This is a genomic window from Okeania sp., from assembly GCF_035285525.1.
Lineage (GTDB): Bacteria > Cyanobacteriota > Cyanobacteriia > Cyanobacteriales > Microcoleaceae > Trichodesmium.
In genome coordinates, this window is sequence record NZ_JAYKGW010000257.1 from 1 (window position 1) to 15,944 (window position 15,944).

General features: G+C 36.3%; 12 protein-coding genes and 1 pseudogene. 8 read left to right on the plus strand and 5 right to left on the minus strand.

Annotation, left to right across the window (positions count from 1 at the left end):
- The first annotated feature begins 698 nt into the window (after positions 1-698).
- The 3 genes from glcD to VKJ25_RS24045 all read left to right on the plus strand — a co-directional run bounded on the left by glcD (position 699) and on the right by VKJ25_RS24045 (position 3,124).
- Positions 699-2,177: a glycolate oxidase subunit GlcD gene (gene glcD / locus VKJ25_RS24035; protein ID WP_324239180.1), complete on the plus strand. Its 1,479-nt coding sequence runs from the start codon at positions 699-701 to the stop codon at positions 2,175-2,177.
- Positions 2,178-2,458: 281 nt separating this feature from the next.
- The gene (locus VKJ25_RS24040; RefSeq protein ID WP_324239181.1) at positions 2,459-2,587 is read left to right on the plus strand and encodes a hypothetical protein; all 129 of its coding nucleotides are present in this window, start codon (positions 2,459-2,461) and stop codon (positions 2,585-2,587) included.
- A 30-nt stretch (positions 2,588-2,617) separates the two neighbouring features.
- Positions 2,618-3,124, plus strand: a complete 507-nt coding sequence (locus VKJ25_RS24045; protein WP_324239206.1) for a Uma2 family endonuclease — start codon at positions 2,618-2,620, stop codon at positions 3,122-3,124.
- Positions 3,125-3,294: 170 nt separating this feature from the next.
- On the opposite strand, the gene VKJ25_RS24050 is transcribed toward VKJ25_RS24045, so the two are convergent.
- The 3 genes from VKJ25_RS24050 to VKJ25_RS24060 form a co-directional block, all read right to left on the minus strand.
- On the minus strand, positions 3,295-4,140 hold the full coding sequence (locus VKJ25_RS24050) for a hypothetical protein (protein WP_324239182.1): 846 nt from the start codon (positions 4,138-4,140) through the stop codon (positions 3,295-3,297).
- 114 nt (positions 4,141-4,254) lie between these two features.
- On the minus strand, positions 4,255-5,508 hold the full coding sequence (locus tag VKJ25_RS24055; RefSeq protein ID WP_324239183.1) for a DUF3326 domain-containing protein: 1,254 nt from the start codon (positions 5,506-5,508) through the stop codon (positions 4,255-4,257).
- A 44-nt stretch (positions 5,509-5,552) separates the two neighbouring features.
- Positions 5,553-6,296, minus strand: a complete 744-nt coding sequence (locus tag VKJ25_RS24060) for a sulfotransferase-like domain-containing protein (protein ID WP_324239184.1) — start codon at positions 6,294-6,296, stop codon at positions 5,553-5,555.
- A gap of 572 nt (positions 6,297-6,868) precedes the next feature.
- Here VKJ25_RS24060 and VKJ25_RS24065 point away from each other — a divergent pair.
- The 3 genes and pseudogenes from VKJ25_RS24065 to rpmA all read left to right on the plus strand — a co-directional run bounded on the left by VKJ25_RS24065 (position 6,869) and on the right by rpmA (position 9,341).
- Positions 6,869-7,954: an alkene reductase gene (locus VKJ25_RS24065; protein WP_324239185.1), complete on the plus strand. Its 1,086-nt coding sequence runs from the start codon at positions 6,869-6,871 to the stop codon at positions 7,952-7,954.
- A 278-nt stretch (positions 7,955-8,232) separates the two neighbouring features.
- Positions 8,233-8,637, plus strand: a pseudogene (gene rplU, locus VKJ25_RS24070) (50S ribosomal protein L21); the annotation flags it as partial.
- A gap of 416 nt (positions 8,638-9,053) precedes the next feature.
- Complete coding sequence (gene rpmA / locus VKJ25_RS24075) at positions 9,054-9,341, plus strand: 50S ribosomal protein L27 (RefSeq protein WP_324239186.1); 288 nt, start codon at positions 9,054-9,056, stop codon at positions 9,339-9,341.
- Positions 9,342-9,623: 282 nt separating this feature from the next.
- On the opposite strand, the gene cbiE is transcribed toward rpmA, so the two are convergent.
- Both cbiE and VKJ25_RS24085 read right to left on the minus strand, forming a co-directional pair.
- Positions 9,624-10,883 carry a precorrin-6y C5,15-methyltransferase (decarboxylating) subunit CbiE gene (gene cbiE / locus VKJ25_RS24080; RefSeq protein WP_324239187.1) on the minus strand — a complete coding sequence of 420 codons (1,260 nt, stop codon included), beginning with the start codon at positions 10,881-10,883 and terminating at the stop codon, positions 9,624-9,626.
- A 479-nt stretch (positions 10,884-11,362) separates the two neighbouring features.
- Positions 11,363-12,145, minus strand: coding sequence for a DUF1868 domain-containing protein (locus VKJ25_RS24085; RefSeq protein WP_324239188.1), 783 nt, complete (start codon positions 12,143-12,145; stop codon positions 11,363-11,365).
- 31 nt (positions 12,146-12,176) lie between these two features.
- Between VKJ25_RS24085 and holA the strand changes: the two genes are divergently transcribed.
- Positions 12,177-13,151 (plus strand): DNA polymerase III subunit delta, encoded by a 975-nt coding sequence (gene holA / locus VKJ25_RS24090; RefSeq protein WP_324239189.1) that lies wholly within the window; start codon positions 12,177-12,179, stop codon positions 13,149-13,151.
- A gap of 1,588 nt (positions 13,152-14,739) precedes the next feature.
- Positions 14,740-15,645 (plus strand): hypothetical protein, encoded by a 906-nt coding sequence (locus tag VKJ25_RS24095; RefSeq protein ID WP_324239190.1) that lies wholly within the window; start codon positions 14,740-14,742, stop codon positions 15,643-15,645.
- Positions 15,646-15,944 lie beyond the last annotated feature (299 nt).

Genomic DNA, 15,944 nt, shown 5'->3' on the forward strand with positions numbered 1-15,944 from the left:
ATGTTTGGCAAATTTATCCTCAGATTTTTCCTGTAGTTGAAAATTCATATGGTGTTCCTTAATTATATTACTAATATTTGATTTTGGGGTGGGGAGACCAAACTCCTACAATTTTTTTTCATAATAAAGAAAATTCATATGGTGTTCCTTAATTATATTACTAATATTTGATTTTGGGGGTGGGGAGACCAAACTCCTACAATTTTTTTTCATAATAAAGAAAATTCATATGGTGTTCTTTAATTATATTACTAATATTTGATTTTGGGGTGGGGAGACCAAACTCCTACAATTTTTTCATAATAAAGATTGGCAAGTTTTACATCAAAAATTCAGACATTTGATGAGAAATGTTTGGCAAATTTATCCTCAGATTTTTCCTGTAGTTGAAAATTCATATGGTGTTCTTTAATTATATTACTAATATTTGATTTTGGGGTGGGGAGACCAAACTCCTACAATTTTTTTTCATAATTTAGTATAATATTAAAAATTACAGTTTCTTAAAAATCAAATTTTCATATATAGCAATCCTCAATAGATTGTAAGATTTTATGGTAGGGGTTTGGTTTCCTTTACCCAAATGTAAAGGGATTTGGAGACCAAACACCTACAATTTTTTTTCACACATCATTGCTGATAGCTATAATATTATTAAAGTTTCTGGAAAATCAAATTTTCATATATCTCTAAATAAAATGCTTACTCAAGACAAACAACAAACAAAACACGACTGGAAACAAATTGCGAAACAATTTGAAAAAATTGTTGGTAAAAAAGGTGTAATTCAACGTAAAGAAGAATTATTAGTCTATGAATGTGATGGTCTATCTTGTTATCGTCAAAGACCTGCATTAGTAATATTACCCCGCACCACTGAACAAGTTTCAGAAGCAGTAAAAATATGTCATCAACTTAATATTCCTTGGTTGCCTAGAGGTGCAGGAACAGGTCTTTCTGGTGGTGCATTACCAATCGAAAATTGCGTTTTAATTGTCACTTCATTAATGCAAAAAATCCTGAAAATAGATTTAGAAAATCAACAGGTTATTGTGCAACCAGGAATTATTAATAATTGGGTGACACAAGCAGTTAGTGGAGCTGGTTTCTATTACGCTCCTGACCCTTCTAGTCAAATTATTTGTTCTATTGGTGGGAATATTGCTGAAAATTCTGGAGGTGTTCATTGTCTCAAATATGGAGTAACAACTAACCATGTTTTAGGATTAAAAATAGTTACTCCTGAAGGTGAGATAGTTGATATTGGTGGTTTAACTTCAGAGATGCCTGGTTATGATTTAACAGGTTTATTTGTAGGTTCGGAAGGTACTTTGGGAATAGCTACAGAAATTACTCTCAGAATTATTAAATCTCCTGAGTCAGTTTGTGTACTTTTAGCCGGATTTCCTAGTATTGAAAAGACTGGGCAAACGGTGTCTGATATTATTAGCGCTGGCATAATTCCTGCTGGGATGGAAATTATGGATAATTTTAGTATTAATGCTGTAGAAGATGTAGTTAAGACTGGTTTATATCCTCGGAATGCAGCAGCTATTTTGTTAATAGAATTAGATGGTTCACAATTAGAAGTTGATGTTAATAAACAGCGAGTTAAAGAAATATGTGAACGGAATGAAGCTATAGAAATTACGACTGCTAATGAACCAGAAAAGCGGATGAAATTATGGAAAGGGCGAAAGGCTACTTTTGCTGCTGCTGGTAATATTAGTAAAAATTATTTTGTACAGGATGGCGTCATACCTCGTACAAAAATGGCTTATGTTTTGAGTGAAATTGAGGCAATAAGTCAGAAACATGGTTATCGGATTGCCAATGTATTTCATGCAGGAGATGGGAATCTTCATCCTTTAATTTTATATAATGATTCTGTTGCAGGAGATTTGGAAAAAGTGGAAGAAATAGGGGGAGAAATTCTCAAATTATGTGTAGAGGTTGGTGGTAGTTTATCTGGAGAACATGGTATTGGTTCAGATAAAAAATGTTATATGTCTTTGATGTTTAATGAGACAGATTTGGAGACTATGCAATGGGTAAAAAGTGTTTTTAATCCTAAAGGTTTAGCTAATCCTGAAAAAATATTTCCGATGCCTCGAACTTGTGGAGAATCTGCTAATGTTCAGAAGATTAAACAGTTTGAAGGAGCTGAAGTTTTTTAGTAAGTATTCAGCCTTTAGCCATCAACTATAATAAATAGGTTGTAACATTTTATAGTAGGGGTTTGGTTTCCAAATCTCATTTGCGTTTGGGTTTGGAGACCAAACCCCTACAGCTTTTTCTCACAAATTATCTCTTATAGGTATAGCAATCCCTGTATAGGTTGCGACAAATCAAAAAGTAGATAAAAAAACTGATTTATCGGGAACTGTAACTCTTACCTGTTCCCTGTTCCCTAAAAGCAGTAGGATTTTTATACACAAATAAAATAGAGTTGCTATATATGATTTTAAATAATGCTCAAACATTAGAAGCAATAATGCCTGATGCTACTCAGTTAGAAAGTGATGAACCAGAAATGGAAAGTTCCTTACATTATTTTCAGTTATTACTATTAGTTAGTTCCCTATAATGGTACTGGCGTGATACTTCTAATTACTTTATCGGTGCTAACTTAACTATTTATTTCAGTCGCCAACAACTGAAAAATAAAGAATTTCGCAGACCAGATTTTTTCTTAGTTAAAAACACCGAAAAAAAACCACGCAGCTCTTGGGTAGTGTGGGAAGAAGACGGTAAATATCCTAATTTAATTATTGAATTATTGTCTAAAGATACTGCTAGTGTAGACTGTAATTTGAAAAAAGAACTGTATCAAGACCGTTTCCGTACTCCGGAATATTTCTGGTTTTATCCACAGATCTTAGAATTTGCAGGTTTTCGGTTAGTGGGAGATAAATATCAGCCTATTCCAGTTGATGAGGAAGGTAAAAGATGGAGCGAACAATTAGGATTATATTTGGGAGTTTATCAGGAGCAGTTACGTTATTTTACTGCGGAAGGACAGTTAGTGGCTAGGCCCGAAGAGGATGCTTTGCGGGCGATGGCTGATGCGGAAAAAATGGCTGCCAAGTTACGTTCCCTTGGTATCGATCCAGATACAGATTAATTTTAATATCATCAGGACTTACAGACGGATACTAAATCTAGTGAGGGCGAATGCCATTCACCCCTACATCTGGAGTTTTCCCGGTAAATTTGTGTAAGTCCTAATCATGTTTGGATAAACTGTATAAGGTTTTAACCTTATTTTTTATTTTCTTCTGAAGTCCTGCTAAATTATTTCTCCTCTTGCTTTAACCAATGGTATAATCTTTCTTTTTCTGAAACAGGTACACCAAGATAAAATTCACACGCATAAAACCCTTCATCTTCAAAACCAACTGTATCAATATTCCTTTGATGCAGAGATGCAATAGTGTTTTCTTGTTCCAAGGCACTGGCAAACTTCCGCCCTTTCTTAAACGGAACACTGCTTTTGAGTAAGGTATAATTATAATCTTGAAACACCTTTTCAATTTTAGAAGAGTAAAATGCTCGATAGACAACAAAAGCAAATAACGGAGACAAAGAGTTCTGAGATATAATAGGAAATATTTGACGAAAGAAATATTCACCAATGTATCCAAGAGAACCTGTCGCAATAAATAGATCGGTTGTTTCAATAATTTGTTTCAAGTCTTCCGGTAATGGTTCATGTCTCATATCAAAACAATAGGCTTTTTCACATACCTGAACTCGCTCTGAAAAATCCATTGCAGGTTGGGAACTATCTGATAGATAAAATTTATATTCTGTATGACGGATATCTTGATGCTGATAGAATCTTTCTATTTCTTCCCATGTTCGTTTTTGAGAGTTATCGTTCTCGATGAAAAAGTCAATGAGTTCAGCCATAGTTAAATCATGGAGTAAAAGTGTAGAAATAATGCCATAAGATGCACCAATATCAACAATGTTTATAGGAAGTTGTCGTTTGCCATATAACATTTTTAACAGAGGGCGAAGATATTGGATACCATAATCAGGTACTCCATATTCTTGTTGAGATACTATCTCTAAATATGATGCTGGGGTTGCTTGAACGTAAACGTTTGACCAATCAGCTTTTTTGCCAATATCCATGATGATTGTCCTTTGTATATATCAAATAAGCAAGTCAGTTTACATAGAGAGACAAAAGTTTGCGATTTCATACAAATGCAATGTCTTTGTTTGATTCTATGGGATAAAAAATGCTTATGGCCGTAATGTCATAAAAGGTCTTGATAGGCTTTCCAAGTGGATGCCATTCTTAAGAGCTAATATTATACCAGTTGCTTCCGCATAACTATGAACCTCAATAACATTACTTAATTGGAGTTGAGATTGAGAAACATCTAAAATAGTATGGTTCTCTCGCACAGCGATAACGGGTATGTTATATTTTTCTGCCTGTAAAATAGGTACACCTCCCAAAGAGGTTGCAGGCATGACAATAGCTAACAGATTATTGAGATTGATAACATCAGCTATGCGGGTGTTGGGTTTTACTTTTATTTGTGGCGCTTTTTGTAAGCCAACCAATATACAGGCTAAACCACTTGCAGAAGCCATCTCTCCTGCTCCTCTTGCATCAACGATATTATGTGCCAAATCTAAATCTTTGATATTCAGCAAGGGGCCGTGAGCGACAGGGATTTGGAATTTTTTCATCATCAGGTGTGACATAATAGCTTCAACGCCACCAACAGGATTAGGACATTCACCTCGGAAATGCTGGGCATACATTTCAGAAGGTAAATCTTGAACATTGGTTGTGATAGCTATAGCATTAGCTCCTTTTTTAATCAGTTCTTGGCCAGCATTAAATAATACATTAGGATTATCCACAGTACCGACAAAGGCTCCTACTTCATTTTGAATGCAGCGACTGTAAATCGGTTCATCTGTAATCACAGGCTCTAAAATATTAACACCATATATAGCTCTGACGGCATTAATCACATTAAACAGAATTTCAATTTTCCAATCCTCTGATTTTTCAATAATTAGTCCAACATTATTGGCATAGGGAAGATGAAAATTGACAGCACCCTGACAAAATAAGTCAATAGAATGCCCTTCTGCATAAACAACATTATTCTTTAAGTTAATAAAGTTGGAGGCATTCACCGTATTGGGATTAGTAATTAAATAATCAACGGTAGAGGCTAACAAATTTGCTGTTGGCGTGGCATCACCAGCATACCCTCCAATACTACAACCAATACCTGTGGGAACAATGTTTACCACGACAGTTTTTCCAGGATAATACTGTCCCTCTACAGACTCACCCATTTCTGGAAACTCTTCAGAGTACAATGTAGCTTCGATCATCATGTAGTCTGATGTAATTTGGCTGATATACCAGCGAATAGCATTTTTGTCAACTACTTGTTTGACAACATCAATCAATGAATTGTCTGGTGATATTTCCGATCTTTTGATCCGATATTGTTTATTCTCAATCATTCACAAATAATCCCTGTAATAAATTGGCAAAAAACGAAACCAAATTATACTATCATACGATACTGATATAGCTTCTCATAAAAAGGTAGGCATTCTTCAAAAATAGGCGTTAAATGCTCAGGCAAGGTTATTTCCTGCTCAGTAAAAGGAAGAAATCCACTAGAATTGATAATTGTCTTGTACCAGGTTTTTGCCCATACAGGATCTGTATCTCTGATTCCAGGCTGCCACGTTAACATTTTATCGGAATAAGATATGCCAAATTGATTACATAATGCGTGTAAAACCTGGGCTGGATTTTTGATTACGTCAGTTGAATCAATAACAACTGGCGTTTTTTCAGTTCGTTCCTGAATGAAAATGAAAAGATTATACAAATCTTCTATGCCAATTTCATGCAAGGTGAAACTTTTCGGATAGTTGTATATTTTTTGTCTAGAAGCGATAATCTCACGAGGATGTCTGATTAAGAAAAAATTATCTAAACACAGTAACCAGTTTAAATCTCCATTCTGGGGCAGATTGTTGGCCGTATGTTTTTGAAATGAAAAAGAGTACCCTTGAGGTAAATCGCTAGTGATTTTTGATATAACCTTTTCATAATTTGTTTCATACAGTTCAATCATTTCTGATCTATGGGGATGATCGCCCCCTTGTGTTGCCAGATATGGAGGATAAAATGGCTCGTCGAAAATTACACACCCATCCAATTGTTGAAAAGCTCGTGTCATAAGCGTTGAACGACTCCTCGCACAAGTCCACATCGCAATATGCTTATTGGTTGTCATATAGCTTCTATTATGTATGGTATGTTTCATAAGTTATAGAGTTTTTCTATACACAAGGATTGCATTTTTTGGTCATGGGGTCAACCCACAGTCAAATTCCTACCAGTGTTTTTATCAGAACATCTGGGTCTAATATCAAATCTGGTAATATCAATGTAAAAACAGTGTGGGAAGGGTTGGGAGTGTGGGAGGTGTGGGAAGTTTGGGAAGATTTGGTAATGGTTGAAAATAGAACATTTTTTTATACCGAATTAAGCGGATTTGATATAAAATCAATGTTAATCCCTCAAGGCACGGATATTTGCTTAGCATTTCAGGACTTACGCAAAGGCACTATATATATAGCCTGTTGGTGCGTTGTGCGTTGTGCGCTTTTGATGTCGCGTAGCGTTTCGGCGCTTGAGCCGACATATCAAGCGGAGCTTTGCGGAACGCAAAACACACCCTACAAATAGCTTTTAAGTATTTTATTTAGATCAAATTAACCATTAGGTTAGAGTCTAAGTTATTCTAGATTAAAGACTCAAACGTTGAAGTTAGAGTCTACTGATAACTGATCACTGATAACTGAAATGTCCTTAACCCTACTTAGTCCCTTTAAGATGGGAGATTTAACTCTAAAAAACCGAGTAGTTATGCCTCCCCTAACTCGGTCTCGTGCTGGAGTAGAAAGAATGCCCAACTCTATGATGGCAGAATACTACGCTCAACGAGCAGGTACAGGTTTGATTATTTCTGAAGCTACTGTCATTTCTAAACAGGGTATTGGTTGGGTTAACACCCCTGGTATCTACTCAGATGAACAGACTCAAGCTTGGCAGCAAGTTATAGATGCAGTTCATGCTAAAGGAACTCCTATGTTTCTGCAACTTTGGCACTGTGGACGAGCTTCCCATAGCAGCTTTCAGGAAAATGGTCAACTTCCGGTATCTGCTTCTGCGGTTATCTTAAATGAAGAATATATTCATACTCCTATTGGGAAACAACCTTATGAAACACCCCGCGCTCTAGAAATAGAAGAAATTCCAGGAGTTGTAGAAGATTATCGTCAGGCTGCCATTAGAGCAAAAGCTGCTGGTTTTGATGGAGTAGAAATTCATGGTGGTAATGGTTATTTGATTGACCAATTTTTACAATCAAAGACTAATCATCGGAGCGATCGCTACGGAGGTAGTATAGAAAATAGATTTCAATTTCTCAAAGAAATTGTTGAAGCTATTTTAACTGTATGGCCGTCTCATCGAGTCGGAGTTAGAATTTCCCCTAATGGTGTTTTTAATGATATGGGTTCTCCAGATTTTCGCGAAAATTTTCTGTACGTTGCCAAACAGTTAAACAATTACGGACTAGCTTATCTTCATGTTATGGATGGTTTAGCATTTGGTTTTCACGAGTTAGGAGAACCAATGAATTTAGCAGAGTTTCGTGAAGTGTTTTCTCAAGCATTGATCGGAAATTGTGGTTATGAAAAAGAAACTGCTGAAGTTGCTATTAAGTCAGGAAATGCAGATTTAATTTCTTTTGGTAGACTTCATATTAGTAATCCTGATTTAGCAGAACGTTTTGCTAATAATTGGCCGCTAAATCCGATGGCTGATATGAAAGTTTGGTATTCATTTGATTCAGAAGGATATACTGATTTTCCTACTTATCAATAAGTAGTGAACAGGGAATAGTTTAGCTCTATTTTTCCCGTTTGGTAGTGAACAAAAATTTAGTATTTTTTTTGATACTTTGAGTTTCTATATCTTGACAAAAACTAACTTGATGGGAGATAATAGTAAATTGCGTGTCTAAACCCTGCTCGGACCAGGTTCAGACATAGTAAAAGCTGGTCAAAAAGAAAGACATTTGTCTATCTCAAGTAACAAAATGACCACTCAAGGTATGAGTTTCAGAACCAGCTACCTGTACGGCAACCCCATAAAACAAATTAATGAGTTACGCAATTATTGAAACTGGTGGAAAACAATTAAGGGTGGAACCAGGTCGTTTTTATGACATCGACCTTCTATCCGCAGCAGAGGGAGAACAAATTTCCCTTGATAATGTGCTTCTAATTCAAAATGATGATGATGTTCATATTGGTCAACCTCTTGTAGAAGGTGCCCTTGTGAAAGGAACTGTGATGAGACACTTGCGGGGCAAAAAGATTATTGTCTACAAGATGCGACCTAAAAAGAAGACTCGTAAAAAAAGAGGACATCGCCAAGAACTTACCCGTCTAATGATTGACTCCATAAGTCTCAATGGCGCAATATTAGTAGGGGAAGAAAAATCTCCAGCAGCAGAATCTCAAAGTTCTGGGGTGGAAGTAGCTCCAGAAACGACTGAGACAGTTGCTGAAACTACAGATGTTGGAGAAACTGTTGGAACTCAAACTTCAGGGACTACCGCAGCAGTTGAAACTGGAGCTGAAGAGCAATCAGAAAATCAGGGATAATAATTATAGTAGTTATATGGTGTTGCTGAATTGAAGTATGAATCAGGGATTGTTTGGTTTTGGTCAAGTCCCTTAAATCCCGCAAGTTTGGGGGAATTTCAGAGTTTATTTCCTCCCACACTTGGCTGGATCGGGGGGCTTGCATTATACCTAGAATCAGCAACGCCATTATATTATACATAGGACTTACGCAGAAACTGGGTTTATCAACAAAATCTCGTGGTTTGAACTGAACCCATAAATTCGGTACGAGCCTAGAAACCGGGTTGCTTTGCGTAAGTCCTAATACATAAAAAATTTGGAGGAAATTCATTATGGCTCATAAAAAAGGTACTGGTAGTACCCGTAACGGTCGTGACTCTAATGCTCAGAGATTAGGTGTTAAACGTTATGGTGGTCAAGTTGTGAAAGCAGGTAATATTCTGGTTAGACAACGTGGTAGCACGTTCCATCCTGGCAATAATGTTGGTGTGGGTAGTGACTATACTTTATTTGCTTTAGTTGAAGGTGTGGTAACTTTTGAAAGAAAAGGTAAAAGTCAGAAAAAAGTTAGCGTTTATCCTGTAGTTCAGGAAGCTAATGTTGCTGTAGCTGAAGCTTAAACGATTTTAACTTACAGTGCTTTTTATACAGGACTTATGTGGGCGAACCCAGAAACCGGGTTTCTTGTAGATGTTTATTGTCAAAAACAATGATTTACTGTAGAAACCCGGTTTCTTTGCGTAATATACAATTCGGCTATATAGTATATGTTCATAATTCTCTCTACACTTCTATCTCCGCGTCTGGTGCGTCTGGTGCGTCTCCCTACCATACAATAACTACTCAACCGGATTCTAATAATTCCTGATTTATATACCATAGACTAGGGACATAATATAAACCTAAATACGTCTAATAATCATAATTGTAACAGGATTAATAGGGTTAAACCGAGTTAAATTAGCTAGAGGTACAGAACGAGATAACTGTACTTGCAAAAGACGATAACTCCAGCAGCGATCGCTTTTTTTTCTTTCCTCTACCCAACTTACAGCAGTATGCAAGTTTTCTAAGGTTGTAAATGCTAAAACTATTATTCCTCCAGGCAACATTCTGATACCACAAACTCCCAAAATATTTCTGAGTTTACCACTATTACCCCCAATAAAAATTCGATTGGGAGGACGCAAGTGATGTAAAATTTCCGGAGCATTACCGTGAATAGAAACTATATTTTTAACTTGAAAGCGACGACAATTTTCTTCTATTAAACTTGTTCCTACAGCTGTTTTTTCAATTGCGTATACTATGGAACTACTGGAAAGGCGAGCAATTTCGATAGAAACCGAACCAGTTCCAGCACCAATATCCCAGATTATTTGTTCTGGTTGCAAGTTCAACTCAGCTAAAATTAATACCCGCACTTCTCGTTTTGTCATCAACCCAGGGCGGTCATCATAACTCGCAAAATAGTTATCTGGTATCCCCAGTAGAGGCAAATTAGATAAATCTATAGTTTGGTCTGAGATTTTTGGTTGACGTAATAATACTACCAAATTTAATGGTGCAAATATTTCTGGTTGTATTGCATCTATAGACAATTTTTGGACTCGTTCATCCTCACCACCAAGATTTTCACAGACCCAAAATTGATATGTAGTTGGTAAATTTAAAGCTACTAGCAAATTAGCGATCGCTTTTGGTGTATTAGTAGAATCTGTTAATACAGCAATTTTCTCCACTCCTTGCTGTAATGGTTCAATTAATTCATCCATAGAGCGACCATGAATGCTAATTATTTTAGCATCTTGCCAAGGAATTTTGATGCGACTAAAAGCTAATTGTACAGAACTCAAATGGGGATAAAACCTTAAATTTTCTGGTGGAAAATGTCGAATTAATAATCTTCCTAAACCAAAAAATAGGGGGTCTCCTGAAGTTAAAACTACTATACAACTATTAGTGGTATCTAAATGCTGCCGTATTTCTAAAATTGCTTCTAGTACGTCTCCCAATACAATAGTTTCAGCAGTATGATTAGGAAAATAAGAAAGATGGCGATCGCTTCCTACCAACAAGGTTGCTGTTTCGACAATTTTCCGTACTGACTCATTTAGTCCACTAATTCCATCTAAACATAAGCCAATAACATTTATAGTCACGATAATTACGCTTGGAAAGTTTTTTTGTAAAGGTAGGGAGTGCAGGGTAGTTAGGAGTTACAAAGGAGTTGACTGGAAATAAGAGTAAGATAGGACTTACACAAAGGTACTATTGTATAGTCTTGGTGGGTTATGAAATACGATTTTCATTAGCCAAAACACACCCTACTGGACTGTTTTGCCTCAAATAGTACATTAGAGAGTAGGGGAGAAATGAGGTACGAAACCCAACAAAAATCTATTGCATTATTTAAGAGCAAACAATGCACTATCAATAGCGTTTATGCCTAAGTCCTATGAATTACAGCAGATTCCTTTGCAAATGAGGTACAAGGGTAAAATATTGTAGTGCGGGCCGGAAAGCCCGTATGGGGGGTGTACCTCATGGGGAAAGGAAACCGCTGTATGACTCCTTAATTCTGACTCCTACTCTCACCAAAATACTTCCATAAACAAACCCTAATTATGGTCTAATTTCATCACAAATTTACAACAGGCCAATCAGATTCTCGATAATAACCGATCATATTATCAAACTTTCGTAGTTCACCCCGATGTACTAAAATTTCTGAAGTAACTTCCAACCACTGATTATTTAATTCGGAAATCTGATCTGCCAAATTAGGAATATCTAAGTTTGATGGAATTTCCCCAAAATATCCCAAGGTAACATGAGCCGTCAAATGATATTGCTGTTCAATACCCAGAGCAATGAAATTAGGATTTTGATAAATTGACCGACGTAATTTGAGAATTTGTTGATAAGAACTTCCGTCTTTAGGAACTAAACAAACACCAATTGCTCTAGTCATTACTACAATCCCAAAAACTTGCCACTGGACTTGATGGCCATTTGTAGAAGTAGATAATTCCTGAAAACTCTCTGCAATGCAAGAACGTAATTTTTCCTCAAATTGAGGATTATTTTGACTAGCATTTGTAAAGGCACTTTCCCAAATTAAATCAGCTAAGGTCAAATGAAAACTATTGCTAGGCAATGGAATCATTAAATTCTTACCTAATAGTTCTATTAATTGTTCTTGACATTTTTGTAAACGGTGATAGAATTGACTGTTCTCTGACTCCTCTTCTTTAGGTGGAGTAATCACTGTATAACCAGGAAAATCTACCGCCTCAAATTGGCCATCAGTGATTTTTTTAAATTTGGGAGAAGGTTGGATATATTCCAACTGAGACTTGTAACTTTGTAGTAGCGTCATCTGAGCTACTCGGTTAATGTAGTTCTGATATGTATCGTCCAATCTAATTACCCCTTGTCAAAAATAGCTTCTTATGCCAATTTACCTCTACTTTGGTGAGGATGAGTATTCAATGATGCAAGCTGTTAATGCTTTGCGTGAATCTGTCCTCGATCCTACCTGGGCTAGCTTTAATTATGACAAAATTTTGCCAGCAACAGATGCAGTTCAAATTGGATTAAATCAGGCCATGACCCCACCATTTGGTTCTGGTAGTCGTTTGGTCTGGCTCGTCGATACTAATATAACTCAGCATTGCTCACAAAGTTTGTTGGAGGATTTGGAACGGACTTTACCTCAAATTCCTGAAGCTACTGTCCTATTATTTACTACTTCTCATAAACCCGATCAAAGACTTAAGTCCACAAAATTAATCCTTAAAGTGGCTCAAGTTCAAGATTTTTCTCCTATTCCTCCTTGGAAAACAGACTTACTGGAGAAGCAAGTCAAAGAAATGGCTCACCAAATAGGGGTTAAGCTTACTACTGCTGGAGTTACTTTTTTGGCAGAAGCTTTAGGTAGCGATCGCCGACAATTACATAATGAGTTGACTAAATTGCAACTTTATGGTAATCAAAATACAGTTTTAGATTTAGAAGCGATCGCTAGTTTGGTGGGGTCTCAGACTCAAAGTAGTCTGAAGTTGGCCACCACTATTCGTTCGGGAGATACGGTTAAAGCTTTGGAGTTAGTAGCAGATTTAATTGCCCATAATGAACATCCATTAAGAATAGTAGCTACTTTGGTTGGCCAATTTAGAACATGGTTGTGGGTCAAACTAATGATTGAGGCAGGAGAAAAAGATGAAAAAGCGATCGCCCAAGCTGCGGAAATAAACAACCCTAAACGGGTATATTTTTTACGACAGGAAGTGAAGTCCTTATCTTTGGATAAATTAGAGCAAACTTTACCTTTATTATTAGAGTTGGAAGTAAATATTAAACAGGGAAAAGAGGAAATATCTACTCTACAAACTAAAGTTATAGAACTTTGTCAACTCTTTTTTTAGAGGGAGTAGGGAACAGGGAGTAGGGATTAGTTAAGAGGTAGAGGAAATAGGGATTACAGAGGAAGTAACTAAAAGAATAGTAAGAGTGATTTTTCTGCTATAGCTACCCAAAAATTTTCACTCTTTGATTTTTCAATCGTACCTTAGCAATTGAAAAGCTAATACTTTTTCCAGACATAAAAACCCTAAAACCATGATTAATGTCAATGCTTGTATATTTAATCAGCAATCCCTAAATATTTTGGTTGTAACAATTCAAAAACTAGAAATAAACTCCGAAACTCTTACACACTAACGATTACTTCCAAACCTCCAAACCAACATACCAAAAAGTGACAAGATTTTTAATATGAATAAAATTAAGATTGCTATAGGTCAAGTATTTAATAATCTTTTAGAAAAGAGAGAACCGGGAAAAAACTTAATGATTTATGTTCAATAATCAATTTTACTTTTTATTATTTGAAGATGTTTATTAAATGTATTTAGCCAAGTATTCGAGTTTTCATCAAAACTCGTAGTATAACTATTATTTCAACCAGAGGTATAGACATATATAGCAATGTGCGCACTTAATATTTACAAATTGCAGGAGGTGTCCAAGCCGCTCAAAGCTTTATATTATAGGCCATTTATTGTCCCAGTTAAGTGTTCCCTCCATACCTGTTCCCTGCGCGCAGCGCTATAGAAAGGAAATTTTAGTAATTCTATCTTGTGTATTGTGAAAAATCAATAATTCCTGCTAATATAAAACCCGGTAGTAGGTTTTAATAACCCTGCAAATTATGCAGTTGGGCAACCCCAATTAAAGTGGTTCAAAACTTTAATACTTGCTTAAATATATGCTCAAATTCTTAGGGCAAGACTAACCCTTTGTCGTCCGAGAATATTTACAACCCGATATTTTTTGAGTCCTGTACTTCCTAGGCTTTCCACCTTCCCCACCCTATCTTTCTTTTTTCTCTTGTGACAATAATATAGATCCTACCTGGTTAGGGAGAAACCTAAAACCGAATTTTTAGAAAAATCAACAGTTTCTCGAATAAGATGGTGAAAATTTACACCCTAGCCTATAATACTAATTCCTGACGAAACAGCACTCAATAATATATAGTTGAGGAGATTAAGTCAGGTTTATTTGTTTCCATAATAATGTTTATGGTCAGTTCCTAACCATCCCAATCTATAAGGGGGTTTGCCGTTTAACCCTGTAGTGGTCGAGCTACTTGCATTCAACTAAGCTTTGAGACTTTTGAGTAAGTTTGAGTAAGTTTGGTTGAGCGGCGAAACTGTGCTTAAATATTCAGGATAAACAGGACTTACACGGGAGGCACTATACATAGAGTCTTGCTCAGTTACGAGATACGCTTTTCATGTCGCGTAGCGTTAGCGGAGCTTTGCGGAACGCAAAACGCACCCTAAAGATAGCGTCCATGGGTAAGTCCTCATAAATTTACACCAGTGATTAGAAGTTTTGATAGACAATCATTAAAAATATTGTTACACAAAAATGGTATAACAATATCAAAATTGATTATAGTAACTAAGTAAATTAATTGTTGCTCTTCAGCCCAAAGGATCGGTAGTTATGACATCAAACAATCTACGGGAACTTGCTAAACAAGGAGATCCAAAAGTTATCTCCTCAATTATCAATCATTCACTACAAAAAAAAGGTATTAATGTCCAAGTCATTAGGGACAATGGTACTCTGGAAATTACACTAGAATCGGATCAAATTTCTAATCAACGAGCCTCTCTTGTTGAATTTATCCGAACTGGAATTATGAAATTGGGAGTTGAATCAGTCAATACTGTCAAGGTGTATGGTGTTCAGAGTGATAGTGAAATACCAGTATGGGAAGAGGAATTTTTTTTAGGTAGATCATCAGAACACCAGAAATCTGAACTTGAAGAAGAAGGAGGAGATTTTTCAGGTATAAAGGCATTAGATCAGGGAATGGAAAGTGGATACGAAACGGAAACAGATGAAGATTACGACGAAGGAGTATATGAGGAAGAGGGAGAATATGAAGATGATGATGATGAACTATTACAGGAACCTCAGTCTCAAAAAAAGAATAATTCTTTAGTCCTGAAAGTATTACTGGGATTTGTTTTAGTAGCAGTAGCTGCCTTTGCTGCATTGTACTTTAGTGGAATATTTCGACTACCATCGTCTAGTCAATCAAAGTCAGAAAACACGACTACTCCTGAACCTAACTTACCTACACCAGAAAACGAAAACAACGTTGCCGACTCTAACCCCTGGTATTTTGCTGTTAAAAGCGCTGAAAGTGCTGCCCAAAAAGCTCAGACAGCTCAAACAAAATCTGAATGGAATGAAGTCGTTAGTGATTGGCAAAAAGCTGTAGAGCTAATGAAGAAAGTACCAGAGTCTGACCAAAATTATCAAAGAGCACAAACAAAAGTTTCTGAGTATCAAAATTATCTAGATACAGCAGAGAAGAGAGCTAATAATGCTCCCAATTAATTAGTTTTGGCTGATTAGCTCTCAAAGTATTAAGATAATAAAGGCTTTAGCTTTTTGGGAACGAGAAAAGTACCAGATGCATCAATACTTAGGGCTTGGGTATGGAAATCTCAAAGTCTTGCCATACTAATGGACTCTTTTTAGGTAATAATAAAGTACCAGCTTTTAGGTGGTAATGGTACGGTTCCCGAAAAATCATGCATTCTAAGATTTTGAGCAAGAAAAGGTTAGAAAATAAAGGGAAGATTCTTCTGACTACTTCTTCTATAATTCCCCTGACTTCTGAATTCTGGATTCAC